A 24,702-nucleotide genomic window follows, 5' to 3' on the forward strand; every position below is an offset into this window, starting at 1 on the left:
GCGACCCACGCAGGTGCAGAAAATCTGTGTTTTCGTTTGCCTGAAAGAGCCACCTTGAGCGGGGGCTGCATATAAGTTGTTGAAAAATAAGGAAGCAGAGCCAAAATGATTGAGACTAATGTCTCTCGCCACCACCAAACATTTTTACAGGTAATTCAAAGTTACTACCAGCTAACGAAGCCTCGGATTATTCCGTTGCTTTTGATTACCACGGCTGGGAGTATGTGGATTGCTGCGAAGGGAGAAGTAGACCCATTGCTGTTGCTAGTAACTCTCACTGGTGGCACCTTGGCGGCTGCAAGCGCCCAGACGATTAACTGTGTCTATGACCGGGATATTGATTATGACATGGAACGGACGCGCCATCGTCCGATACCTTCCGGTAAGGTGCAGCCGCGCGATGCTCTAATTTTTGCGATCGCACTGGCAACAATTTCTTTTACACTCCTAGCAGTATTTGCCAACCTGTTAGCTGCTTTATTAGCCTTCTCTGGCATCGTCTTTTATATTTTGGTCTACACTCACTGGCTAAAACGCCACAGCACCCAGAATATCGTCATTGGTGGGGCTGCTGGGGCAATTCCGGCTTTAGTGGGTTGGGCTGCTGTCACAGGCACATTAAGCTGGTCAGCATGGTTAATTTTTGCCATCGTCTTTTTGTGGACACCACCCCATTTCTGGGCTTTAGCTCTGATGATTCGGGATGATTACGCAAAGGTAGGGATACCAATGCTACCTGTGATTGAAGGTGATACGGCAACAGTGAAGCAGATTTGGTACTATACGCTGCTTACCGTAGTTGCAACCGTGTTATTGGTTTATCCCTTGGGTGCAAGTGGAATTCTTTATGCTGCGATCGCTGTAATTCTGGGAGGATTATTTATCCAGAAATCTTGGCGTTTGTTGCAAAATCCAGAGGATCGCGCTGTAGCTAAAGAGTTGTTTCTCTTTTCCATCTCCTACATGATGCTGTTGTGTCTGGGGATGGTAGTTGATAGTCTTCCCGTTACCCATAATTTAATTAGTGCGGTGATTAATCATCTGCATTTTATTGGTTAGGGGATGGAAAATTTAGCGATCGCGTTTGGTAAAGGGGCGCGATCGCATTTTTGGAAGTTAAAAAATATACATAATAATTAGAGTTTGGCGGATTTGCGATGTCTAGGATGGGCTACGCCTACGCAAGTACAATTTCACTCATAACCAAATTAATTAAAAAGCTGAATGACCTTGTAAAAAATCTAAATGTTGACAAATTACATTCGTACAGCAATGCACAAAGCAACCTACGAGTTGCTTGAGGATAGAACTTTCTATGGCGAAATTCCAGAATGTCAAGGAGTGTGGGCAAACGCTGCAACACTAGACGCTTGCCGGGAGGATTTGCAAGATGCTCTTGAAGGATGGATTATTTTAGGATTGCGTTTGGGTCATACTCTACCTATACTTGATGGCGAGGTTGTCTATATATTGGGAAGAGGAGTAAAACGCAAAGGAACGCAAAGTTGAGCGCAAAGGGACGCAGAGTTTTAAAGCAGTATCCAGATTATTTTGGAACAGCGTTGTTCATTAGGAAAATGGCAGTGAACCGCATCACGGATCATTTCGCGTAGTGTTTCTATATCGTCAGCCTGAGTAAAAATTGACTCAGTTAGAGCTACTGCTGTATAACCACCATCTGGATCATCTTCAACGATAAATACAATTTCAGTCATAGCCAATTTTTCCTTAACTACTAAATTTTACAATTTACAAGCCCTAATAAGAGAGAAAAAATCCTCCCAAGCGCCCGAATAACCAAATATTAACTTTCTTCCCTCTCCACCCCAAAAAGTAGGAAATGCTCCTTCTGGTGCATGAATGCTAAAAGTAAGTTCAGAATATTCTTTCCAGTTATTATTGACACGCCAACCTAAACGATCGCCTACTTTAATCCAATCACGGTCTAATATTAACCAAATTTTTCTTTGAACAGTAAAGCCAAAACGCCCCTTGCTATACTTTAGCCAAATTTCATTAATTTTCCTGATATCTTGGCAGGGAAATCTGTTAATACTTTCTGAGTCAAGCCAGCCATCTTTTTCTCGACAAGAGATTTCCAATATCAGTGTGCCAGTTACTCGATCAGCATCTTTCCACTTACCTGCTTCCAACAAAGTAATTAACATTTGTGTGCAATCTATTCGTATGAGGTAAAAATTATCGTACTGTACTGAAGTACTTCGTTTGCCAAAAATTGCGTTACCATTGGGGGAAATTTTTCCCTTACTTAATCCCTTTTGCCATTTCCACAAGAAATGCTCTGAATAAACTTCATTTTCTTGAATGATTACCTCACTCGTTTTAGAATCAATTTCTCCATTGATTTTAATGCGATAAGTCCAGCCCACATTTACATCTCTAACATTCAAATTTCCATCAAATGAGTTACCATTTTTGCTAGTGATACAGAGAGTAATAAATATATGTGTTCTAGTTTTAGACTTACCGCACCAAGTACCAATCATTGAAAGAGACGAAGTTTCTAGTTCTAGAGATGATATAAGTTGCGATTCATTGCAATAATCTGTAAATACGTCATTGACAGATTGATAGCGGTCTTTAACATAATCCTGAATTAACTTATCTAAAACTTTCCCCAAGTCAGGAGTGATACTTATACCTTGTGGTAAGTATTTTCTCCATATCCAGCAACCCTTGAGTGCATCATAAAGTTCATCAGAACCATCTGCCTTTGGTAAACATTGCGTTAATAGCCGAATACAAGTTACACCCAAACTATAAAGGTCACTTGCAGGGAAAACTTGACCACGCATTTGCTCTAGAGGTGTATATCCAGGCGTTCCTACTGTTGTGCCAACACCTACAAAAGTTTTTGTAATTTGTTTAGAAACACCAAAATCAATTAATATTAACTTGCCATCCAAACGGCGCATGATATTTTCTGGCTTGATATCTCGGTGAATTACACCGCGTTCATGGATAAACTTCAGGATAGGCAATAAATCAGTTAAAAGCTGTTTTATCTTTTCTTCGCTAAAAGCTCCCTGCTGCTGCAATTCTTGTAATAAATTCTGCCCCTGAATCAACTCTTGTACCAAATAAAGCCGCTTATCCTGTTCAAAATAAGCAATCAGGCTGGGAATTTGCGGGTGTTCTCCTAAGTCATACAGACGCTTCGCTTCTTGCTTAAATAACTCTGTAGCTTTTTCAAGTGCAGCCGTTCCTTCAAATTGAGGGACAAATTGCTTAATTACGCAAGCTTCGTCTATCCTATCTACATCCCTAGCTTCATAAGTTCTGCTAAATCCACCCTCACCCAAAAGTCGTATTACCCGAAAACGGTTTCTGAATAATGGTGTGAGTGTTTGTCCACACTTAATGCAAAACTTATTGTCATCAGGGTTAAAGGGATTTGAACAACTGGAATTAGAACAGTAAAGCATATTTGGGAATAAGCAGAGGTGTCTATGTTCAGTTTTCCCAATTTCTGCTTACTGTGTTTCACGAGTCTTGATATTTTTGAGCAAATTACTTCTAGTGGCGGCTACAGTCTCAAGTTACTTTTGCTAGCGTAGTGATATAAGGTTTATCGCTCCCCAGTATGCGGCTGGAAGCAAAAGGATTAATATGGCTCATTTAAATCAGCGTCGTCCCCAAAATGTCAACGGCGATTTTTATGTAGATACTACCTGTATTGATTGTGATACCTGTCGCTGGATGGCTCCTGAAGTATTTTATGATGTTGATGACCAATCGGCTGTTTATCATCAACCAACGAATGAAGCGGAAAGATTAGCAGCGCTTGAAGCACTTTTAGCTTGTCCTACTAGTTCTATTGGCACAGTTGAGAAACCAAAAGATATCAAAGTTGCTCAACAACAGTTTCCAATATTAGTAGCGGAAAATGTTTACCATTGCGGCTATCATTCTGAAAAATCTTACGGTGCTGCTAGCTATTTAATTCAACATCCAGAAGGTAACATTTTGGTGGATTCTCCCCGGTTTACGCCGCCTTTAGTCAAGCGTTTAGAAGAACTGGGGCCAATTCGTTATATGTACCTAACTCATAAGGATGATGTGGCAGATCATCAAAAGTTTGCCGACCATTTTCAGTGCGATCGCATCCTCCATACTGATGATATTACTGCGGATACTCGCAATGTGGAAATACAGCTAACTGGTTCTGAACCATTTACCTTGACTCCAGATTTATTAATTATCCCAGTTCCCGGTCACACCAAAGGACAAACTGTTCTACTTTATAAAAATAAGTTTCTGTTCACTGGCGATCATCTCGCTTGGTCAGAAAGCTTGCACCAACTGACTGCATTCCACGGTGTCTGCTGGTATTCTTGGTCAGAACAGACTAAATCAATGCGTAACTTGGCTAATTACTCTTTTGAGTGGGTGCTACCAGGTCATGGGCGAAGGTTTCATGCTGATAGGGAAACCATGCGTCAGCAGATGCACAAGTGTATTGAGTTCATGGAATCTTTGGATTGACAACCTTAGTCTTTGAAAATCCCCCCAACCCCCGATAAATTGAGGGACTTTTAGAGTTTCTTTTCCCCCCTTTTTAAGGGGGGTTAGGGGGGATCTTCCAGTTTGAAAACAGTCTCTAGGTCTTGTACTAGACGCTTCTCCACTTCCGAAACTGTCTTTGCACATCCCGTTATTTTCAAGTTGAAGAAATAGTAAGCCTATTTGAGATTCAGAAGTTGAAGCAGATTTTGAAGCTTGAAATTATTCCAATTCAAAGCTACTGAAGTTTCAATAGTTAAATTTCCTTGTTTAAGGTTAGTAATCAAAGCAGAACCATTTTCAAGACTAGAGAAAAGATCATCTAAAAGCTGCAATTGATTTCCAGGAAGAGTGTAGTAAACCTTATTATTTTCAATTTTAACCTCTTTTGGTAAAGCTCCATTGGGAAGTTTACCTCCCAAAAATGTTGCCCAACCTGCAATGAGGTAACGATAAACTATCGATTCAGTCTCAAATTGAGGGGGTTTCAATAAGCGAAGTTCCCCTTCAAGGCAATCTTTATGAAGAGTTATTTTCTCAGGAGTAAAATGTAATTGAACTTGAATTTTCTTGTACTCTATTGTCGCAATAAGCCCCTCCTCAGAGTGTGGTTCTAAGCTTTTTAATTGCTCAACTCTAGATTCGGCTTGTTGACAGAGAAGTAAAACCATTTTTCTTGTCAAAGTCAACTGTTTAGCGCCTGAGCTAAACATAATGTATTCTTCTAGACTTCTTATTAGAAATTCTCTAGACTTCTGAAAGGTTGCTGTAATTTTTCCAAACATAATGCTCTGCGAGAAATATTTAGGTTTCCATTTATAAGTATTCCCGTATAATTCACTGGAATCATCATGTTCGGACGACGGTTTTTTGAAGTAGGCTTTCCAAACCTATACAAATTTGTCTTGTTATATTAGACCTCTTGCAAAAGTCCCTAACACCCCAACCCCAGCCCCTCCCCGCAGGCGGGGAGGGGAGAATTTGACGTAAGTCAAAGGCGGGGTGGGGTTCTTTTTTTGATTTATGCAAGAAGTCTATTGTTGACTTGTCAAATTACTAGACATCTCCAGAAATTAAATATGCGTTACCCATAACCCTTGTAGAGACGTAGCACTGCTACGTCTCTACATTCTTTTTCACTCCTATGTCTACTGAATTGTTAAAGCCTTCCAAGGGAACGGTTCAGCGCGGCGGTAAGTCCTAGACATCGCCTAAAAATTCAAACTTATCTAATTAACAACAGATATACTCTGAATACGCCATTTACCTCGTTGTCGAATCAAATCATACCGAACTCGCAAATTCTCCTCAGAAGAGTTTTCAAACTGACCATTTTCATATAACTGCGTCGCTTCCTTAACCGTAGCTTCCACTGCGGCACGATCTGCAAATAAATCAATTTTCTCTACAGATTCCACCTTCAGGCTATGGCGGTACTTATAGTAGCGGTTTTCTGACTTATACACTTCAGCAGTCTGCCGCGATTGAGACAAAGCTGAACCAGTTAAAATCTGCTCTAAATTATTAATCTCATGATTGGGCCCTAAAGCTTCAGCTTTGATAGATAGCCAAGTCCGAATAACTTCTTCTGCCGTTGCATCTGTTAAAGGCGCTTCTAGTGATTGTAGTTTATTCTTTGGATCAGGAATAGATATTGGTGGTTGATTTATCTGTACAGACAACTGTGAACCGCGCAAAGATGGTGTAGGAAAAAATAGATTTTTTAACCATCCAAAAGTTGTTGTGGCTAACACCCAGAAAACTAATATACTCACCAAAGAAATAAACACTCTCCATACCACCCGTGTTTTCCCTTCTATGCTGTTAGCAAAGGTTCGCCGCCGCCGGGGACGACGAGGATGAGGACGATTATTTGGTACACGCTCTCGGCTAGCAGATGGACTAGGTTTTCTTTGCCTACGCTTTTGGTTATGACCGGGTGCAGTAGTCTTACCTGAACCGTTCCAATGCTGATTAGTGCCTCTACTCATCCGTTCGGCAGTAGGAACCTCTGATTTTCCACTCTCAGATGAATTCCATTTCAGTGGTGAGAAGTTTGAATATTCGGGTGTTTCTTTTGTTGGTGTTTCTGGCAAATCTAGGTCAGGTGTTCTGCTGTGATTAAATTGCCTTGAAGTCCTAGTTGAATTGTTGGGGAAAGGGGGATTATTTGTCTGGGGCTGGGGAAAATACTGGGGGTTCATTACAGCCCATTCATTAGTTGCTTCTGCATCCGTTGGCAGTGCTTCTAAATAAGCTTGCACCTGTTGGTTAGCAAAGTAATCTTTTAGGGAAGCTTGCTGGTTTGCTAAATCCCGAAAATGTGGAAATACTTCGTGTTGCAACCACTGTTCTGCATATAGACACAGCCCTGGTAACAAATCTGGAGAGTCTTGAGATTTTTCCCGAATAAAAGCTAAAGCTTCGTACTCCTGACTAAGTTCTAAAACACGAGTTGCTTCTTGGGTTTGTCCCAAGAGTAATGCACATAACGACTGTTCTAAATGTACATCTTGGCGCTTGCCCAGACGCATGAGCATTTGCCTTGCTTGACGAATTAAAGCAGGTTGCCGTTGAGCAAATCCCCGTGCTATCAAGGCATAAACAGCTAAATAAGTGGCAACAGCAGAAGGACGTTTGCTTTGAGCTTCAAATAACTTGTGCTGCTCTGCGACTGTTAAGTGGTTGCGTAACTGCTGGATAAATCGCAGAAAGTCATCTATATTTAAACCAGAGTCATCATTGCTCGTGCCATCAATGCCACCACGATCTTCTAAGAGGTTTTGCAATAATTCCAAGCCTTGGCGTCGTTCGGCAGTCTTTTCTTGAGGTAGTGCCAGCAACTCCAAAATTCGATATGGTCGTAATTTGTAAAGATCCGCCTGAATTTCTGCCTGTACACCGGAGAACAATCCTTCGCGTGCTAGCAGTTCTTGACCAGTTTCTAGGGATATGGCGGCATTTTCATAGTGACCTTGCTGCCACTGTTCGCGACCTAATTCTAGACAAGCAAGGGCAACAGTGAGAACAATATCTGGATGTTCAGCACTTTCGTGTATTTCTTCGCCTGCTAAATTATTGCCTTTTCTTGTACTTTTAGCACCATTTTTATTTACCAGGTACGGACGACCTAGTTTCAGTACAAGTTCGTATTCCCCCAACTCTTGCAAAATTAACAAAGCGCCAACTAATTCGTCTTGGGTAATTTCGATGCCCAGACTCTGGGTATCACTACCCCTTTTGGTGCTTTCTGTGCGATTTTCCAGTGCTACTGGGGTAGCAGCAAGGTTATCAGGGTCATAGGCGTGGGCAAGATAAAGGTGATCGTAGGTACTGCGTTGTTTTGGATCTGATAAAACCACGTAAGCTTCTTCTATGAGTTGTTTACGAGAAGAAATTGCAGCCTGAGAATACTCACGTCGTGGCAATTGTACAATGCGATCGCTATATGCCTGCCGCAATTGTTCATCACTTGCCGCTAACGGTAGTCCTAAAATTCGGTAGTAATCTAGCGGAATTCGCACAGCCTACTTCCCCTGCACCGTGATCAACATAATTCACCTAGAGCTTTCCAGTCCTGTAAAACCGTGCCATAATAATGCCGTGTAGAATTTACTCTACAAGTGTATATTGCAACAACTTGTTTTGTACCTTCCCGAAATTTTGAGTCACATTCTAGTACTAATTTTTTGCTTTCGCCTAGAAAGCCTCAATTTTTTGTCTTAATTCTTAGTATTTTTGTTTAACACGACTATTATCAGCCTTCGATACCACAAACCACAACTACCGCTTTTAGTAACGGCATCATAATATTTTGTGGTTACAAGAATTTATTGATGATTGATTTTTTCCGCACTTTCCCAGTCGGCGGTCACTAAAATACCACTATTGGGGGTTGACTCTGATAACAGGAGAAAAAGATCATATCATAATTAACCTTTAATTACAATTACTTATTTGGGTATAGATACTTTTGCATCCTTTTCTTAAATTGTTAATGGATATGCAGAAAGCAGTCTATGTTGATTGCTAGTCTATGAAGGGGAATAGTGAGAGATAAAAACTCAAAACGGCAAATGCCGTTAGAGTCAAATCCTCACGGGGCATGGGCTGAAAAGTTAAAAATCAAAAATTAAAAATTCAGCTATACCCTAAGACCCTTTTTTGGTGCATAAATAAAGTTTGATTGTTGAGTCTTACAAACGCTAGCCTGTTAAAAGCTGAGTTATTATCAGACCAACTTATTTAAGGAACACGCGATCGCTGGTAGACAAAAGCAATAAACCCAAGCGGTGTTGTACCAAGAAAATTAAACTGCCTACAAAAGGTGGGTGGCTGCGCGGGTTCTTCCTTGAGCAGAATAAAGGTCGCAAGGCCAGAAACGCTCTTTAAAACTCAGACCTGATTTGGTTCCGGGTATTCAGCAATGAATACACAAGGGCAAAGCAACGGCGAATGAGAGGCGTACTTCTACGGAGAAGCAAGCTACGCGTAGCGTCTCTGAAACAGAAGCCTACACTAATACTTCGTATATAGTGTAGCTACTTCACAAGCGTAACTTTAAGTTATACAACAGGAATACTCAAAAATAATGGTTCAAGAGCGTACTTTACCCACATTTAATCCTGCTACTACGCATATTACTAAGGAAGAAGGGTTACGGTTGTATGAGGACATGGTATTAGGGCGCTTGTTTGAAGACAAATGCGCTGAAATGTACTACAGGGGCAAAATGTTTGGTTTTGTCCATTTGTACAACGGTCAAGAAGCCGTTTGCAGTGGTGTTGTGCAGTCAATGCGACCGGGTGAAGATTTCGTTTGTAGTACCTACCGCGACCACGTTCATGCTCTGAGTGCGGGAGTACCAGCAAAAGAGGTAATGGCAGAATTATTTGGCAAAGCCACAGGTTGCAGCAAAGGGCGCGGTGGTTCCATGCATATGTTTTCTGCCGAACATCGCTTGCTGGGTGGCTACGCTTTTGTGGCTGAGGGAATTCCTGTAGCAGCTGGAGCGGCTTTTCAAAGCAAATACCGCCGCGAAGTGCTGGGAGATCAAAATGCTGACCAAGTGACAGCTTGCTTTTTTGGCGACGGTGCAGCTAATAACGGTCAGTTTTTCGAGACACTAAATATGGCAGCCCTATGGAAACTACCAATTCTGTTTGTAGTCGAAAATAATAAGTGGGCCATTGGGATGTCTCACGAACGAGCCACTTCCCAGCCAGAGATTTATAAAAAAGCCAGTGTATTTAACATGGTGGGCGTGGAAGTAGATGGTATGGATGTACTAGCAGTCCGAGCCGTAGCCCAAGAAGCTGTAGCCCGTGCCCGTGCAGGTGAAGGCCCAACATTAATTGAGGCGCTTACCTACCGCTTCCGGGGTCACTCCTTGGCAGACCCTGATGAAATGCGAAGCAAAGCGGAGAAAGAATTTTGGTTCGCCCGTGACCCAATTAAGAAGTTGGCAGCTTATTTGCTAGAGCAAAACCTGGCGGATGAGGGAGAAATCAAAGCAATTGATCGTAAAATTCAGGATGTAATCGACGAGGCCGTTCAGTTCGCCGAAAGCAGCCCAGAACCAGACCCCAGCGAGTTATATCGTTTTGTGTTTGCAGAAGACGAATAAATTTTGGGGAACGGGGAATGGGGAGTAGGGAATAGGGAGTGGCGATTTAGAATATGCCCAAGTGCCCAATGCCCTGTTTGGCCCATGCCCTGTTTGCCCAATGCCCAATTAGGACTAAACTTGTGTTTACTATTGCAGTTCAACAGCAACAATACAAAACCTACATCCTTTCAGATGAAACCGTTGGTTCTCAACTGGAAGTTGTCCCAGAACGTGGTGGTATCATCACTCGCTGGCGTATACAGGGGAAAGAAATTTTCTATTTGGACACTGAGCGCTTTGCTAATCCTGATTTGAGCGTCAGAGGTGGGAATCCTATTTTATTTCCCATCTGCGGCAATATACCGGATAATACTTATACTCATAATGGACAGCAGTATACTCTCAAACAACACGGTTTTGCGCGTGATTTACCGTGGGAAGTAACTGACCAAGTAACTGAAGATAAAGCTAGCCTCACCCTCGTCCTCAACAGCAACGAGCAAACACGGGCTGTTTATCCTTTTGACTTTCAAGTGCTGTTCACTTACGAACTGCAAGGTAATATTTTAGAAATTCGCCAGCAGTATAAAAATCTTTCATCCACATCACTGCCCTTTTCTACGGGTTTCCATCCTTATTTTCTGACGGATGATAAAACTGGGCTAAAGTTTGAAATTCCTTCCCAACAGTATCAAGATCAAATAACCAAGGAAATTCACCCCTTTGATGGTAATTTTGACTTTAACCGCGACGAAATTGACGTTGCCTTTAAGCAGCTAACCAGTCAATCCGCCTCTGTGACAGATAACAGCCGCAAGTTAAAACTGACTCTCGATTATGGGAATAAATATCCGATTTTAGTGTTTTGGACGCTCAAAGGCAAAGATTTCTACTGTCTAGAACCGTGGAGCGCTGCCCGCAATTCCTTGAACACTGGTGAACATCTAACTGTGTTAGAACCAGGAAGCAGCTACACGGCATCTGTGCGGTTAACGGCAGATTTTTTCTAAAGCCCTTTACAAATCTACAGATGTCTATGCTATGATGGCAAAGTTGCGAAATGCAAAGAAAGGGTCGCTAACTCAACGGTAGAGTACTCGGCTTTTAACCGATTAGTTCCGGGTTCGAATCCCGGGCGACCCATATTGAAGGAAAACATGATTGCTTAGTCTTTAAGGACTTCCAGCTAAAAAAACATCCCATCGTAGGGGGAGCTTTCTAGGTTATGCTAACTAGGAATACACACTTCGCTATCGTCTTATCCGTTCCTAGAGGACTGATTAATATCAGTATAATTGCTTGATCTGATAGGGTGCGTTACGAATAATGAAAGCTAACGTACCTTCTTAAGTGTCTGTGCGATGCCTACGACGGGCTACGCCGGAGCGTCTTTGTTGAGCATTTGAATTGAGACAGCTTTGAATATTTGATGTTCTCCCCGACCCGCTCTTTTTGATTGAAGTCAGTGCGATGTCTACGACGGGCTACGCCGGAGCTTTTTATTAGAATTAAAATTTTGCAGATGGTTTGAGTGCGATCGCGATCGCGTCTGGCAGAAAAGCGTTCTGTAGGAATCGCTATCTTAGCCATTAATTGAGCCAACGCACTTAAGCAAATACCTCAACTAAATTTTATCCACTACTTGACTTTTTTTTGCAGAAAGTGCGGTGGCGTAACCCCCTATCGTAGGCGATCGCTCTAAATTAGCCATCTGGGATACAGAGCTACCAAAGCCTTTAAACCTAGGGTAGGTTACCATACAGTAGAATAGATGAAGTATAGGACATATTATTTATAGTAACTATGGCGTAAACTTTTTCAACATAGACACACGACACTAGTTATAATTTCCTATAAGTTGAAAAAACTCTTAAGATTTAGCGTAATAATTACGCTTCTCTGACACCGACTAGCTGACAACCACATTAGGAGGACTATCTATGGCGCTTGTACCACTGCGGCTGCTGTTGGATCACGCAGCTGAAAACGGTTACGGCATCCCAGCTTTCAACGTTAATAATTTGGAGCAGATTCAGGCGATCATGAAGGCTGCTGTCGAGACAGATAGCCCCGTAATTTTGCAAGCTTCACGCGGCGCTCGTAATTATGCAGGAGAAAACTTTCTCCGCCACCTGATTTTGGCAGCCGTAGAAACCTATCCTCAGATTCCCATTGTCATGCATCAAGATCATGGTAATGCTCCTTCTACTTGCTACTCAGCAATGAAGAACAACTTCACGAGCGTGATGATGGATGGTTCTTTAGAAGCTGATGCTAAGACCCCCGCTAGCTTCGAGTACAACGTCAATGTTACCCGCGAAGTTGTAAACGTAGCTCATGCTTTGGGTGTCAGCGTTGAAGGTGAACTCGGTTGTTTGGGTTCTCTAGAAACTGGTGCTGGCGAAGCTGAAGATGGTCACGGGTTTGAGGGCACACTCGACCACTCTCAACTGCTAACTGACCCCGATGAAGCTGTTGACTTTGTAGAAGCAACCCAAGTAGATGCTTTGGCTGTTGCCATTGGCACAAGCCACGGTGCTTACAAGTTTACCCGCAAGCCGACTGGGGAAATTTTGGCCATCAGCCGCATTGAAGAAATTCACCGCCGTCTGCCTAACACCCACTTGGTAATGCACGGTTCTTCTTCTGTACCTGAAGATTTGCTTGCACTGATTAACCAGTATGGTGGTGCAATTCCTGAAACCTACGGCGTACCTGTAGAAGAAATTCAAAAAGGCATCAAGAGCGGTGTACGTAAGGTAAATATTGACACCGATAACCGTTTGGCTATTACGGCTGCTGTACGTGAAGCTTTGGCTAAAAAACCAGAGGAGTTTGACCCCCGTCACTTCCTCAAGCCTTCGATTACATATATGCAGAAGGTTTGTGCTGAACGCTATCAGCAATTTGGCACGGCTGGCAATGCAAGCAAGATTAAGCAAGTTTCTTTGGAAGATTTTGCTGCTAAGTATGCTAAAGGTGAACTCAGCGTTGTTACCAAGGCAGCTGCTAAAGTTTAATTTTTACACAAATAAATAGGGGCACACTACTGCTATGCTCCTAAAAGACTGAGGATTCTCATATTGGCATAAACCGGGTGGTTACCCGGTTTTTTGTTTTATTGGCAGATAATGGGCATTAACTTATTCTCCTCTGCCCTTCTTTGCTTTGTTTCTAGCGCCTAGAATACCCGATGTTGTAAAGAAGGCATTTGACGGCGGACTTGTTCGAGTCGAGTAGGCTTGATTTCTGCGATCGCAATTCCGGGTTTTTCTCCAGCATCGGCTAAAATTACGCCCCAAGGGTCGATAATAACGGCGTGGCCGTGGGTTAGACGGCGGGCGTAGTTATTGCCTGTTTGGGCAGGAGCAATGACGTAGGCGGTATTTTCGATGGCTCTGGCTTGTAGTAGTACTTGCCAGTGGTCTTTGCCAGTAAAGGCGGTAAAGGCGGCGGGAATAAACATAACATCAGCTCCCTTATCTGCCAGATGACGGTACAGTTCAGGGAACCGGACATCATAACAAATAGATAGTCCTAAATTACCAAGTTTTTCTGAGGAATACACGGGCGGTAATTGTGTACCAGCAACCACAGTGCTGGATTCCCGATAAGTATTGCCGTCGGGGACATCAACATCAAATAGGTGTACTTTGTAGTAGCGGGCAAGTTCTTCACCGTTTGGGTCGATGAGTAGAGTGGTGTTATAAACTTTGCCTGTATTGTCTACCGGAAGTGGAAAGCTGCCGCCCAAAATGGTAATTTGAAAGCGTTGAGCCATTTTTTTAAGAAATTTTTCACTTTCAACAGCGATCGCATCGCCTTGGGCGAGTTTGTCTTTTTCTTCTCCCATATAGGAAAAGTTTTCTGGCAAACCTACCAATTCAGCACCTTGACGCACGGCAAGCTCGATTAATTCTTCTGCCTGTGCCAAATTTTTCTGTAGATCGGGCACACTGGTCAATTGAATTGCGGCGGCTAAATAAGACTTCATAGATTCAACAACGAATAGTTGATTTATGGAAGATAGATTATCAAAATATATCGTTACTTCAACATCTGTGGAACTTAATTAGAAATGCGTCAGCGTTGCTTTTCTTTAACATACTTGTTTGATTACTGATTTTAATCTTCCTCTGGGTTCTAGCAAACTGAGCTAGATAAGGATTAGGTTGTGATCAAACCTTGATAAAAGCTGTCTACTGTGGATATTCCTATTCTCATTCAAACATTTATCGCTGTGTTTGTCTTGGCGGATGCTGTAGGCAATATACCGATTGTTTTAGTTTTGACTAAGGGCATGATGCCAGACCAAAGAAACAAAGTTATAGATAAAGCAATTATCATTGCGATCGCAGTTCTTTTGCTATTTGCCTTTTCAGGACAAGTAATTTTAAATTATTTGGAAATCAGTATCGGCTCTTTACGAGTAGCAGGAGGACTATTGTTGCTGTTAATTGCTTTGCAAATGCTGCGGGGAGAATTAGATCAGCCGATTATTGAGGAAGGACGCGATGTCGCAATTACTCCACTAGCTTTACCACTGCTAGCGGGGCCAGGGACTTTGACAACAGTGATGTTGCTGATGTCGAAATCACAGAGTCCGCATATTGCTGTGGCGGTGGGCATCTTAGCAGCGATGTTTATCACTTGGTTGATTTTGCGTTTAGCAAATCTGATTGAGCAGTGGATTGGTGCAGAAGGTGGAGTGATTGTGACTCAGCTTTTGGGCTTTCTGTTGGCGGCGCTAGCGGTGGAAATTGGTAGTACGGGAATTAAAGAGTTGTTTTTGAGCTAGAAAACTCCTGAAAATATTCTGAAACTGTATACAAATGTAAATAAGTTTGAGAGGCGCGAATTTCTCGTCTCTCAAACTTGTTTATAAAAATTAACCTAAAGTTAGAACAAAATGGATAACTCAAGAGGACTTTATTGCCGATTGAGTTTCAAAGATACTTTTCGAGAGTGGAAGCTAATGTACTTTTAGGCACAGCGCCGACCACCATATCCACTTTTAGTCCACCCTTAAAAATCATTAATGTGGGAATGCTGCGGATGCCGTACTGACTAGCAACTTGAGGATTTTCATCCGTGTTGACTTTGACGACCTTAATTTGATCCTTGTACTGTTCGGAGATTTCATCGACAACAGGAGCTACCATACGGCATGGTCCGCACCAGGGTGCCCAAAAGTCAACTAAAACGGGTACATTGCATTCGAGTACTTCTTGCTTGAAACTAGAATCGGTAACTTGTGCGGCTGTTGACATGCCTAAAACCTTCGCCAATAATATCTGAGCTTGGTGAAAATTCTACCATAGCAAAAACCTCAGCTTAGGAGTAGAGGATGTACATTTGCAAAGAAGCTCTAGAATTAATTTACAAACATAAGGAACCGCCCGAACAGTAGTCCGGGCGGAGTGTGGTGTGAGGAGTGAACGGAAACATTCGTCTCCGCTATCTCTATTGTAGGCGACATATCGGATTTTTCCAGCAATTGTTTAGGGGGCTGGAAAAAATTATTGAAGGAGTGGGGAGTGGGGAGTGGGGAGTGGGGAGTGGAGCATTAATTATTTCTTACCTATCTTCCTCATCTTCCTCATCTTCCTCATCCCCCTATTCCCTACTCCCTACTCCCTACTCCCTTTATTTGCCCATACCTAATTGTTGAGCTTTTTGGTAAACTTTACCTTCGGTTAATAAAGAAGGCGCAATCACAACTTCCACTTGTTGCATTTCTTTAATATTTTTGGCTCCTAAAGTCCCCATGCTGGTCTTTAAGGCCCCTAAAAGATTGTGGGTGCCATCATCTAGTCCTGCTGGGCCAATGAGTATTTGCTCTAGGCTACCAGTGGTGGCGACGCGAATCCGGGTGCCACGAGGCAACACTGGGCTGGGAGTTGCCATACCCCAATGATAACCTCGTCCTGGAGCTTCTGCGGCTCTAGCAAAGGGCGAGCCAATCATCACACCATCGGCACCGCAGGCGATGCATTTACAAATGTCGCCACCGGTGATTAAACCGCCATCAGCAATAATCGGAATATAGTTGCCAGTTTCCTTGTAGTAATCATCTCGTGCTGCTGCACAATCTGCGATCGCAGTCGCCTGTGGCACACCCACACCCAACACCCCACGGGACGTACAAGCCGCACCAGGCCCAATTCCCACAAGTACCCCAGCCGCCCCAGCTTTTAACAAATTCAAAGTGACTTCGTAAGTCACGCAATTTCCCAATACCACGGGGATGGGCATGGAACGGCAAAATTCTGCTAAATCGAGTGGTACTAAAGACTCTGGTGACAGATGTGCAGTAGAAACCACCGTAGCCTGCACAAAAAATAAATCTGCCCCAGCTTTTGCCACCGCCTCACCATATTTACTTGCACCGGCTGGAGTTGTACTCACCGCCGCAATGCCACCTTGTTGTTTAATTTCCTGAATACGTAGTTCAATTAATTCTGGCTTTATTGGTTCGGCATAGACTTCTTGCATCAGGGCAACAAATTCATCTTTCCCCACAGAGGCAATCCGATCTAATATTGGCTCTGGATCAGCATAGCGAGTTTGAATCCCCTCTAAATTGAGGACACCTAATGCTCCTAACTGTGACAAACGTACAGCCATGCGAACATCTACTACGCCATCCATTGCACTGGCAATTATCGGGATTTCTCGCTCAATATTGCCAATCCGCCACTTAGTCTCTGCCAAACTGGGGTCTAGTGTTCTGTTACCGGGGACTAAAGCAATTTCATCTATTCCGTAAGCTCTGCGAGCTGTTTTTCCCCGCCCAAGTTGAATTTCCACGCTTTAATTTTTCTCAAATCTCTATTAAGCTAGGGTATCAAATTGTAGAGGTAATTGGGACGTTTTTTTTCCGAATCACACCAGACTAGTCTGAGTAGTCCAAACTCAAGTCAAAATTTTGGTGGACGCAAAGCACGCACCAAGGAACCAAATGAGAAAAAGTTGTTAATTGGTTTATATATTGTGTTGTTTAAAGGTTAGTGTTGCCCTAGTTTTTCGACTATTGTACTTTGATGTGTTTGTTATTACTTAGTAATCTGAATATTATTGGCATTAGTTCTCTGAATTTGTCTGTATTGACTTAGGTCAATACAGACAAATTCCCATAAATGATATGATACCAACTTGGAATAGTTTGTCTTGTTTCAAATCGAGAAACCTTTTGAATCTGAAGATTTTCAATTCCAAAATCTAAAATCCAAAATTGGTTTGATTTATTGTTTATCTTTAGCTGCATCTACACCAGTGAAACCAGTCGCTAACCAAAGTATCGCTCTAGCTCCATCGCGGATAGATTTTTCGATAGATTCAGGGGGTTTTTCTGAAGGAACTGGCACTGGTTTTAAATAAATACCTCGACTACCCAAAATAATTTCGCCGATGACACGAGCCCGACGCATATGGAAGTCTGAAGTAATCAAATAAACGCTCTTGATGCCACGAGCTTGCAAATCATCCACCAACGTAGTAAAATTAGTAACTGTATCTACTGCTTCATAGTCCAAGTGTAAACGTTTGGGATCAACTCCAGCCTTGGTAAATACTCGTTGGGTGAATCCAGGTGGACTACCCCCGCTAATCCAAATTGGTATATTTGGATGCTCACGAACGAATTTTGCTGTAAACTTCTCTCGCTCTAAATGTCTCGTTGAACCACCCAACACTACAACTGCTTGCGGCTGTACAAATTGGTTTTGTACTTCTTTGTATTCCCACCACAGGATTAGCGGTAGAACAAAAGCCATAAAACGAAAAGATTTACCTGTAAACAGTGGCTTATTCAAGGCTCGATAACTTAATTTACTGAATCCAAAATTTCCTCTGGCTAGAAGAAAAACAACAATTGATAGTAGAGTAGCAAACTCCTAGAATATCTGCCCAAATATAAATTTGGGTGATTTTCATGTTACAGCGCGATTAAGCGTGCTTGAAGTTTTTCCTCTAATTGATGGATTATCCTAACCTGTATCGGACAATCCATCAAAGGGTTCTAGCAGCTTGTCGGAGAACCCGATTTAGCGGGACTTAAACATTTTTCAGGGATAAACAAGCCTTAAACCGATGCAGGGTAAGGGAAATACACCAAATGCTTAACAATATCTCAAACCCAGATATATCACCGGAGCAAGCAAAACAATGTCAAAGTCCGTCTATATATAAATTTGGGGCTTTTTTTGGGGTGTTTTTTGTCTAAGTCCGAATACAAGTGGGGAAAATGCTATATTATCTGATTATTGAAAGAGCGATCGCCCTTGTGAAAAAACATATAATTAGGCGATCGCTCACTTGCATAAATACTCGTACAGCCTTACTCCACAACGCTACAAGGGTTGGGGCTGTTCTTCTTAGGTGTGTATTGGACTCAACTGAGAACCGCTATAATCAGGCGATAAGATTTAAGCACTCGCCAACCGAGTCAAATGCTTGAGTATACGTAGCACCTCGTACAATTCATTTCCAGGGTTTCGCATCAAAAAACCCTTTGATAAAGCATAACGCGGTGGATTTCCTTTCACTAATTTGACGAAAATAAACTCGCTTCCCGTGGCAATCATACCAAAATTGGGTTTATCGGTATAAGGATTTCCTAACATATAAGCAATAATTTGTGCGAGTCCTTCTTTAATTGAAAATGAAGCTCTTTTAGACTCAATAATCATCACCCAGAATTGCTCTTTCAAAACTAAGGTATCTATTCTCCCTTTGATAATGACATCTTCATCTGGCACAGCAATATCTATGGATTTTTCTGATTTTACATAAAAGGGAGCTAGATAAAAATCCCCAATAAAAAGTAATGGGTCTACAACTGCCATTCTGACTATATCTTTTAGTAAAGGTGGGTAATTAAGGAGATTTAAATAACCCGTTTTTACCTTGTCTAAAAGTTGTTTGTCTAAATCATTAATTCCTGGTAAATTCTCTTGCCATTCGGGGAATAATGAGTCATCCAAAACTAACTGAATACCAAACTTATCGATTAAGTACCGTAAGTCAGTGTCCTTTGCTTGGATTGTTTGCGTCATAGATTTTGGTGAGTGGAAAATAGGGCTTACACAAAATACCTCTAAAACTCTGATTTCTCCGCGCCCTCCGTGCCTCTGCGGTAGCCTGCGGCAAGCCACTTCTCTACGTTCGCGCAGCGTGTCGCAGACAGACGCTACGCGAACGTGTCTACGTTATTCCATAACAATTGTTAATTACGAATTACGAATTATTTTATCCTATTCATTAATTGCTGGTTCTAGCCAAACTTGCACATCATCTGCTAGCAACTTCTGTGCTGCATCCAGCATTGATGCTGCGATATCTTTGAGGTCTTCACGATTGTTCAAGTAAGTTTTCAAGGCTTCCATTGGGTCGATGCTGCTACTTGCACTCAATTCGGGAATGCGGGGTCGAGCTAATTGACTGATTAATTCTGCTTGAATGGTGTAGGTATGAGCGGCACTTAAAGCAGTATGTAGAGAGGAACTGTCAATTAAATCCATCTGTTCGGAGCGGAGTTTGTAAATTAGCCGCACTACAGCATCTTCAATATCATACTTGGCGATCGCTTTCATTAATACCGCTTGCGGATCATCTGCTTTCGAGATATCCACTTCAAGGGTGCGGAAAGTCCGAACTGTTAAGGGACAAAATTCCCATTCAGCCCTCCCCCGCTCCAGTTCCAGCATTACATAACCTTTGTCTTCTTTTTCTTCACTGAAATCTACCCGCTCAATGCTTCCTGGATAAATCACCGGCGGGTTGTTGGATTTATTCAGGTTCTGGTGGCGGTGGACGTGTCCCAAGGCTACATAATCAAAACAAGGTCGCGTCAGCAAAGATAAGGGCAGAGTAAACCCTTTACCCACCGCCAAAAAGCGTTCTGCGCCCAAGGTAGCATTGTCAGACATCAAGTGAGCTAGAAGGACAGTTGGCACATTGGGGTCAAGACGGCGAATTTCCCCTTCTAGAACAACTCGCAGGCGTTCCGTTAACAGTTGGTTGACTTCCGCCAAAGACAAACCTTCAGTCTCTTGGCGAGTCATCAGAGTGGAACGGGTTAGCCAAGGGAGGGTGATTACTTGCACTTTGCCATTGCGGGTTTCGATGCAGTGAGTAGTTAATGTATCACCGACAACAAATCCTGGTACTCCCAAAGTGCGGTAAATATTTAAACTCGCTCCTCCCTGTCCTTGGGAGTGTTGGTCATGGTTCCCCACCAACAGCACTGTTGGAATATTGGCATCCATGAGACGGCGAAACTGGCTGGCAAAAGCTTGTTGTACATAGGGCGGTGGTGTAGCATCCGGGAAAGCATCGCCACCAAATATCACCATATCTACAACATCTGTCAGCGCTCGGTCAATGCATTTAGACAAGGTATTGACAAAATCCTCCAACCGTGTATTTAATCCAGTGGCGGGATTAATTCGTCCGTGGGAGAAGCCGCTTCCCATGTGGATGTCGGAGAGGTGGAGGATCTTAATCATATGTGTCATTAGTATTTAGTCATTTGTTTAAATACTAATGACAAATGACCAAGACTAATAACTAAATATGAATTCCACATTCTGTTTTATCACTTCCTCGCCAGCGTCCGGCGCGTTCGTCTTCGCCTTCGCCGACTTTGGTGGTGATGGGTTGGTCACCTATGCTGGGATAACCTTTGTCGTGTAGAGGGTTGTAGATGACTCCATGTTCAGCCACGTAAAGCCAGCTGTCTTTACGTGTCCAGGTAGCTATAGGATTTACTTTCAGCCGACCTTTACCATCTAATTCAAATATGGGCATATTCGCACGGGTTACTGCTTGGTCACGGCGGCGTCCGGTTATCCAAGCGATACTGTTGAGTTCGTCTAGACCCCGTAACAGTGGTTCAATTTTTGTAATGTGGTGGAATTGGGCAATATCTTTGTCCCAGAGTTTGTCCCCATATTTGGCTTCAAAGGCTTCGCGGGTTTCTACGTCTGGAGTTTTGAAAGTTTGCAAATCCAGGTTGTAGATTTTTATGGCTTTGGTTACTAATTCTAGGCTTTCAGGGAAGTGGTGCAAGGTGTCGAGAAAGATCACAGGAACGGGATGCTTCAGTTCACTGTAAAGAATATGGGTAATTATCATGTCATCCACGTTAAAGGCGCTTGTTTGCACCAGTCCCGTTGGGATATTCTCTATAGACCATGCCAGTATTTCTTTGGGAGTGGCAGTTTCAAATTGCTGATTTAATTTTTCTAAGTCAAAAGCGATCGTTTTGTTTCTAGATGCCGTGGAAACTGTCATGATAATTCTCTGTTCAAATAATTTTACCTTGATTAAGATTTATTTTAACCCATAAAGACTCGTATTCCGCTCGGAGATAAGGTAATTATTCTGTTCGGGAATTACTACATTATGGGCATTGCCCAAACAGGGCATTTGTACTGAGCGTTGCCGTAAAGCCTGCGGCATAGCTACGCTTAGGGCGCAGCCGAAGGTAGAGAAGTATTGGGCGTTGTCCTATTTTGAAGATTCAGTCAAAACCAATACATAAGTATAGATTAGAGTATTTACTAAGAAACTTTACAGTCATTTAAGTTTTACAATGCTTTTATAGATATTTATACTGATTTTGATATGGTTAAGAAACAATTAATAAAAAGGATTTTACTTAGATGAAGGATTCAAAATTCTCCAATCCATTAGGCGAATCTATAATTATGGGCGCTTTAATGATGTTGACCAGCGTTAGCATAATTACAATAATGAACTTTTTCTAAGATAAAGATTTCTAATTTTAGCAATAAAACTTCACATAGTCCGGCTCAAAACTGAGCGGGGCTTTTGTTTTTCTGATCGACATCTAAGCGTGTATGTTAAGCCTCTTGTGTGACTTCCAGTAGAGAATAATTTGAAAGCCGTGTTTTTACGTAGTTTTGCAATCAGAAAATTTAAATGAGAAATTGGGATGCGATCGCTATTTGATGCTGAGTGCAATTAATTTTACTTTTTAATCAGCACCCAGCACGAGCTAAACCCTAGCTATCCGCTAGTGACCGACTGGCGCTTTCACTCCTGCACCGCCTTTGCCCAGGAATAGTAACAAAGGTAATGAGCAAAGGAACCCTATGCCTACGACTCGAAAGCAATCTGCGTAAGATAAAACAGCAGCTTGGGTATCTACTATTTGACTTAATAAAGCTAGTGCTTGTTGTTGCGCTGTTGTCGCATCCATGCCTTGGCTTTGGAGTGCCCCGTTGAGCGCATCGAGTCGCTGATTGGTTTCTGGGTCATAAGGACTAAGTTTTGTTAACAAAATGTCCCGATGGAAAGCGTGTCGTCGGTCAAGCAGAGTGGTGAGTAAGGCAATGCCGATGCTACCACCCAGTTGTCGGGTGAGGTTGTAGAAACCAGAACCAGCAGAAACATCTTGTTTGGGTAGGGGGCCTAAAACTGCCAAACTCAAAGGGAGAAACATCAACACAGTAAAACCCCCACGCCACACCAATGGCCAGAATAAATCATCTGTGCCGGTTTGTGGGGTAATTGCTGCTAGTTGAAACATGACTCCAGATGATCCGACAGCGCCCATTGCAATTAAAAATCGGGCATCAATTTTACTAGACAGTTTGCCTAATAAAACCATAACGATCGCAGACGCTAAAGCCCCAGGTGCTAATAATAGTCCTGTCTGCGTTGCCGTAAAGTGCAGCACACTCTGAGCAAATATCGGCACAGCAAAGAGTGTGCCATAAAGCCCCATACCCACTACTGCTGAGAGAACGCTTCCCGCAGCTAAAGAACGGTGACGTAAAACTCTCAAATCCACAGCAGGGTGATCTGTTTTCAGTTCTCGCCAAATAAACAACCCCAAGCCGATAATACTAGCGATCGCCAACGTGGTAATGAAACTGGAGGAAAACCAGTCGTCTGTCTCTCCTTCCTCTAACAAAGTTTGCATACAGCCAATAGCAATCACCAAAAACCCAATCCCGAACCAATCGACAGCTTGGCTTTGTGTTTGGCTCTTATCTTTATCTTTGGGCAAAAATGCCAAGGACATCGCCACTGCAATGATCCCGAAGGGAATATTAACAAAGAAAATCCACCGCCAGCCTAAACCATCTACCAAGAATCCCCCTAATGTTGGGCCAATTGCTGGGCCAGAAATTACACCTACCCCAAAAACTGCCTGGGCGAATCCTTGTTCCGCAGGTGGAAAAGTCTCGAACAAAATCGCTTGTCCTTTAGCTAGCAACCCGCCACCACATAAACCTTGAATAATTCGAGAAATAACTAGCATCGGTAGATTAAATGCCAACCCGCATAAAACCGAGGCAAGGGTAAAGCCAATCAACGAGAAGATGAAGTAGGTTTTGCGCCCAAAGTAATCTCCCAGCCATGCAGATAAGGGAATTAAGACGACATTGGCGATCGCATATCCAGTCACTACCCAACCTACTTCACTGACAGTTGCACCCAGGCTGGCTTGGATATCAGTCAGGGCAACGTTAACAATACTGGTATCAATTACTTCTAATATTGCACCAAGGGAAGCCGTGAAAGCGATCGCCCACTTCAATGGCCCCTGCACATAACCAAATTGGTCAAAAGTCGAACCTTTAATGTTGGTAGCCATTATTACACAAATAATATTTGGAGGATGTCAAAGCGGTATCTGGCTTGGGCTAGTCCAAAGCTAAAGTTAAGTGTTGTATATATACGCTACGGTAGCGTATCATATAAAAACGGTCAAGAGAGACTCCAATCAAAAGTGACAGAAATACCTATGCTAAAGATGGATGGTCACTGCTGCTGTTTTCGTGCATGAGAACTGGGTTATAGGGCTTATTTATTCCCCATAGGTTATGTTCTATGCCCAAAGGTAGAAGCAAATTGTCAAAAAGATATTGCTTGGGGATGATATTTTTATGAGTAAGCAAATCAACAGCCCCTCTGGACGCCCACGCAGCATCCACGCCGATCAGGCTATTCTGCAAGCGACTTTGGATCTGCTTGCAGAGGTAGGATATGAAAGCATGAGTATAGAAGCGATCGCTTCCCGTGCTGGAGTTGGAAAAACGACCATCTATCGGCGTTACACTTCCAAAGAAGAACTAGTTGCAGACGCGATAGAAAGTCTCAGAGATGATTTACTGATCCCCGATACTGGCAGATTTTGGGGAGACATGGATATCCTGATTAATAATGCCGCCACAAAAATAGATAGTCCCCTTGGTCGTCAGACGCTCGCCTTGATCATTAGTACAGCGTCTAGCAATCCTCAGTTTGCAGAGGTTTATTGGACAAAATATACCAAACTCCGACGTGAAGCATTTTCTAAAGTACTTGAGCGTGCCAAGTTTAGAGGGGAAATTCACAAGGATGCAGACGTAGACCTAATTATCGACCTTGTGAGTGGGTCACTATATTATGCACTGATATTCAAACCCACAACCGAGCCAGTAGAAGCATACATGCGCCGCACTATGAATCTGCTTCTCAAAGGTATTGGGAGTGGGGAGTGGGGAGTGGGGAGTGGGGAGTGGGGAGTGGGGAGTTAGGAGTTAGGAGTTAGG

The 24,702-nt window shown here is 42.8% G+C and carries 22 protein-coding genes and 1 tRNA gene; 9 read left to right on the top strand and 14 right to left on the bottom strand.

The window, feature by feature from the left end; all coding sequences use genetic code 11:
* The first annotated feature begins 105 nt into the window (after positions 1–105).
* A complete protein-coding gene (locus HWQ23_RS11765) occupies positions 106–1,059 on the top strand; it encodes a heme o synthase (RefSeq protein WP_292828132.1) in 954 nt (317 codons plus the stop codon).
* Positions 1,060–1,245: 186 nt separating this feature from the next.
* A complete protein-coding gene (locus tag HWQ23_RS11770) occupies positions 1,246–1,509 on the top strand; it encodes a type II toxin-antitoxin system HicB family antitoxin (RefSeq protein ID WP_292828135.1) in 264 nt (87 codons plus the stop codon).
* A 20-nt stretch (positions 1,510–1,529) separates the two neighbouring features.
* On the opposite strand, the gene HWQ23_RS11775 is transcribed toward HWQ23_RS11770, so the two are convergent.
* Positions 1,530–1,715, bottom strand: coding sequence for a type II toxin-antitoxin system HicB family antitoxin (locus HWQ23_RS11775; RefSeq protein ID WP_292828138.1), 186 nt, complete (start codon positions 1,713–1,715; stop codon positions 1,530–1,532).
* A gap of 27 nt (positions 1,716–1,742) precedes the next feature.
* Complete coding sequence (locus HWQ23_RS11780) at positions 1,743–3,446, bottom strand: serine/threonine-protein kinase (protein ID WP_292828141.1); 1,704 nt, start codon at positions 3,444–3,446, stop codon at positions 1,743–1,745.
* A 184-nt stretch (positions 3,447–3,630) separates the two neighbouring features.
* Between HWQ23_RS11780 and HWQ23_RS11785 the strand changes: the two genes are divergently transcribed.
* Complete coding sequence (locus HWQ23_RS11785) at positions 3,631–4,506, top strand: MBL fold metallo-hydrolase (protein ID WP_292828144.1); 876 nt, start codon at positions 3,631–3,633, stop codon at positions 4,504–4,506.
* Between the two features lie 197 nt (positions 4,507–4,703).
* Here HWQ23_RS11785 and HWQ23_RS11790 read toward each other — a convergent pair whose 3' ends face one another.
* Both HWQ23_RS11790 and HWQ23_RS11795 read right to left on the bottom strand, forming a co-directional pair.
* Positions 4,704–5,309, bottom strand: a complete 606-nt coding sequence (locus HWQ23_RS11790; RefSeq protein ID WP_292828147.1) for a hypothetical protein — start codon at positions 5,307–5,309, stop codon at positions 4,704–4,706.
* Between the two features lie 444 nt (positions 5,310–5,753).
* Entirely contained in the window at positions 5,754–8,048 is a 2,295-nt protein-coding gene (locus tag HWQ23_RS11795; protein WP_292828150.1) for an IMS domain-containing protein, read from the bottom strand.
* Between the two features lie 1,067 nt (positions 8,049–9,115).
* On the opposite strand from HWQ23_RS11795, the gene pdhA reads away from it, so the two are divergent.
* The 3 genes from pdhA to HWQ23_RS11810 all read left to right on the top strand — a co-directional run bounded on the left by pdhA (position 9,116) and on the right by HWQ23_RS11810 (position 11,275).
* On the top strand, positions 9,116–10,150 hold the full coding sequence (pdhA, locus tag HWQ23_RS11800) for a pyruvate dehydrogenase (acetyl-transferring) E1 component subunit alpha (protein ID WP_292828153.1): 1,035 nt from the start codon (positions 9,116–9,118) through the stop codon (positions 10,148–10,150).
* A gap of 122 nt (positions 10,151–10,272) precedes the next feature.
* On the top strand, positions 10,273–11,142 hold the full coding sequence (locus HWQ23_RS11805) for an aldose epimerase family protein (protein ID WP_292828156.1): 870 nt from the start codon (positions 10,273–10,275) through the stop codon (positions 11,140–11,142).
* 61 nt (positions 11,143–11,203) lie between these two features.
* Positions 11,204–11,275: transfer RNA gene (locus tag HWQ23_RS11810), tRNA-Lys, on the top strand.
* A 222-nt stretch (positions 11,276–11,497) separates the two neighbouring features.
* Here HWQ23_RS11810 and HWQ23_RS11815 read toward each other — a convergent pair.
* Both HWQ23_RS11815 and HWQ23_RS11820 read right to left on the bottom strand, forming a co-directional pair.
* Positions 11,498–11,722, bottom strand: coding sequence for a hypothetical protein (locus tag HWQ23_RS11815; protein WP_292828159.1), 225 nt, complete (start codon positions 11,720–11,722; stop codon positions 11,498–11,500).
* 34 nt (positions 11,723–11,756) lie between these two features.
* A complete protein-coding gene (locus HWQ23_RS11820; RefSeq protein WP_292828162.1) occupies positions 11,757–11,891 on the bottom strand; it encodes a hypothetical protein in 135 nt (44 codons plus the stop codon).
* A 181-nt stretch (positions 11,892–12,072) separates the two neighbouring features.
* Between HWQ23_RS11820 and fba the strand changes: the two genes are divergently transcribed.
* Complete coding sequence (gene fba, locus HWQ23_RS11825) at positions 12,073–13,152, top strand: class II fructose-bisphosphate aldolase (RefSeq protein WP_292828165.1); 1,080 nt, start codon at positions 12,073–12,075, stop codon at positions 13,150–13,152.
* Positions 13,153–13,313: 161 nt separating this feature from the next.
* On the opposite strand, the gene HWQ23_RS11830 is transcribed toward fba, so the two are convergent.
* On the bottom strand, positions 13,314–14,126 hold the full coding sequence (locus HWQ23_RS11830) for a carbon-nitrogen hydrolase family protein (RefSeq protein WP_292828168.1): 813 nt from the start codon (positions 14,124–14,126) through the stop codon (positions 13,314–13,316).
* A gap of 210 nt (positions 14,127–14,336) precedes the next feature.
* Here HWQ23_RS11830 and HWQ23_RS11835 point away from each other — a divergent pair, with 210 nt between their 5' ends.
* Positions 14,337–14,930: a MarC family protein gene (locus HWQ23_RS11835; protein WP_292828171.1), complete on the top strand. Its 594-nt coding sequence runs from the start codon at positions 14,337–14,339 to the stop codon at positions 14,928–14,930.
* 148 nt (positions 14,931–15,078) lie between these two features.
* Here the strand turns inward: HWQ23_RS11835 and trxA are convergent, their stop codons facing one another.
* From trxA to HWQ23_RS11870, 7 genes are all read right to left on the bottom strand, one after another.
* Entirely contained in the window at positions 15,079–15,402 is a 324-nt protein-coding gene (gene trxA, locus HWQ23_RS11840) for a thioredoxin (protein WP_292828174.1), read from the bottom strand.
* Between the two features lie 376 nt (positions 15,403–15,778).
* The gene (locus HWQ23_RS11845) at positions 15,779–16,942 is read right to left on the bottom strand and encodes a GuaB3 family IMP dehydrogenase-related protein (RefSeq protein ID WP_292828177.1); all 1,164 of its coding nucleotides are present in this window, start codon (positions 16,940–16,942) and stop codon (positions 15,779–15,781) included.
* A 434-nt stretch (positions 16,943–17,376) separates the two neighbouring features.
* Positions 17,377–17,907: a YdcF family protein gene (locus HWQ23_RS11850; protein ID WP_292828196.1), complete on the bottom strand. Its 531-nt coding sequence runs from the start codon at positions 17,905–17,907 to the stop codon at positions 17,377–17,379.
* A 651-nt stretch (positions 17,908–18,558) separates the two neighbouring features.
* The gene (locus HWQ23_RS11855; protein WP_292828180.1) at positions 18,559–19,188 is read right to left on the bottom strand and encodes a restriction endonuclease subunit R; all 630 of its coding nucleotides are present in this window, start codon (positions 19,186–19,188) and stop codon (positions 18,559–18,561) included.
* Positions 19,189–19,386: 198 nt separating this feature from the next.
* Positions 19,387–20,640: an exonuclease subunit SbcD gene (locus HWQ23_RS11860; RefSeq protein WP_292828199.1), complete on the bottom strand. Its 1,254-nt coding sequence runs from the start codon at positions 20,638–20,640 to the stop codon at positions 19,387–19,389.
* Between the two features lie 61 nt (positions 20,641–20,701).
* Positions 20,702–21,427, bottom strand: a complete 726-nt coding sequence (cysH, locus tag HWQ23_RS11865; RefSeq protein ID WP_292828183.1) for a phosphoadenosine phosphosulfate reductase — start codon at positions 21,425–21,427, stop codon at positions 20,702–20,704.
* A 745-nt stretch (positions 21,428–22,172) separates the two neighbouring features.
* Positions 22,173–23,762 (bottom strand): DHA2 family efflux MFS transporter permease subunit, encoded by a 1,590-nt coding sequence (locus tag HWQ23_RS11870; RefSeq protein ID WP_292828187.1) that lies wholly within the window; start codon positions 23,760–23,762, stop codon positions 22,173–22,175.
* A gap of 292 nt (positions 23,763–24,054) precedes the next feature.
* Between HWQ23_RS11870 and HWQ23_RS11875 the strand changes: the two genes are divergently transcribed.
* Positions 24,055–24,687: a TetR/AcrR family transcriptional regulator gene (locus tag HWQ23_RS11875; protein WP_292828190.1), complete on the top strand. Its 633-nt coding sequence runs from the start codon at positions 24,055–24,057 to the stop codon at positions 24,685–24,687.
* Positions 24,688–24,702: the final 15 nt, after the last annotated feature.

Source organism: Nostoc sp. JL33, assembly GCF_017114985.1.
Taxonomy (GTDB): Bacteria; Cyanobacteriota; Cyanobacteriia; order Cyanobacteriales; family Nostocaceae; genus Nostoc.